Annotated in this window: 1 protein-coding gene and 1 pseudogene; both read right to left on the bottom strand. The window is 55.8% G+C overall.

What is annotated here, in order from left to right:
- Positions 1–160 (bottom strand): annotated as a pseudogene (locus CU102_RS31035) (two pore domain potassium channel family protein); the annotation flags it as partial.
- A 53-nt stretch (positions 161–213) separates the two neighbouring features.
- Entirely contained in the window at positions 214–873 is a 660-nt protein-coding gene (locus tag CU102_RS28315) for an LssY C-terminal domain-containing protein (RefSeq protein ID WP_106714352.1), read from the bottom strand.
- Positions 874–875 lie beyond the last annotated feature (2 nt).

Below are 875 nucleotides of genomic sequence, written 5' to 3'. Positions count from 1 at the left end.
GCCGCCAGTGTGGCGTGGTGCTGCTCACATGGATCCAGGATTTGCTGAAGCGCTGATTGATTGCCCGAATTCCTGCGCCGTGTACGAAAATAACAACGATCAATATCAAGGTGCCGACAGCAATTTCGAGAACGGGCTCGGGGGCTGAAAGTGGGTCCATGGTGTTATCCAAATCTTCCGCAATTAGAAACGTGGCGGTTGCAGTCTTTATCATCACGGGAACGCAGCTTGACGAAGCACGCCAACAAGCGCCTCACCGTCGGTGAAATAGGGATCGCCGCCTCCATTGCGGCCGGTTTTGGTGGCTCCGATGCCCTTGATCTCATAACTCGACGAAAGTTGCCCGGCCTTCAGAAGATCGCTGATCACAAGATCGCGCTCTGCGTCAATATTCGGCCCGATGTGATGCGTGATTTCGCCGGTATCGTGGCTTAAGCCAACGCCACGATCAAAGCTGGCGGAGCCGAGCCAAAGCGGGCGGTCATCAGTGCCGATCGTCTTGGTGAGCCAAAATCGGACGTGGTTGCGCTGGTCGGCGCTTTTGCCAACGGGCTTTTCGAAGGCGAGGTCCTGCTTTCTGCCCTCGAACAGCAACGCGCTGACCGGCGCATCGAGATCGGGCCGATCAAGCACCACGCTCAATCCAATGTCGATTGACGTTCGCAACGTAATTTTATCGGCAGGATCCCAACCCGCAGCCGCGAAACCCCGGATCACCTCTTCCTTCGAACCGACAAGACCAACATTGATTGGATCGCCGGGAATATCCTGCTCGGTGGTCGTGACCATTTTGCCGAAGTCAGCACGTCCAGCATCGCGAAAGATCCAAATCTCGGGAGCGACGAAATAGGCAACAAGCAGATACGTGATCAGCA

It is taken from the genome of Phyllobacterium brassicacearum (genome assembly GCF_003010955.1).
In the GTDB taxonomy this organism is placed as follows: domain Bacteria; phylum Pseudomonadota; class Alphaproteobacteria; order Rhizobiales; family Rhizobiaceae; genus Phyllobacterium; species Phyllobacterium brassicacearum.
Note: the sequence above shows the minus strand (reverse complement) of the source record. Positions and strands in the feature narration are given on the sequence as shown.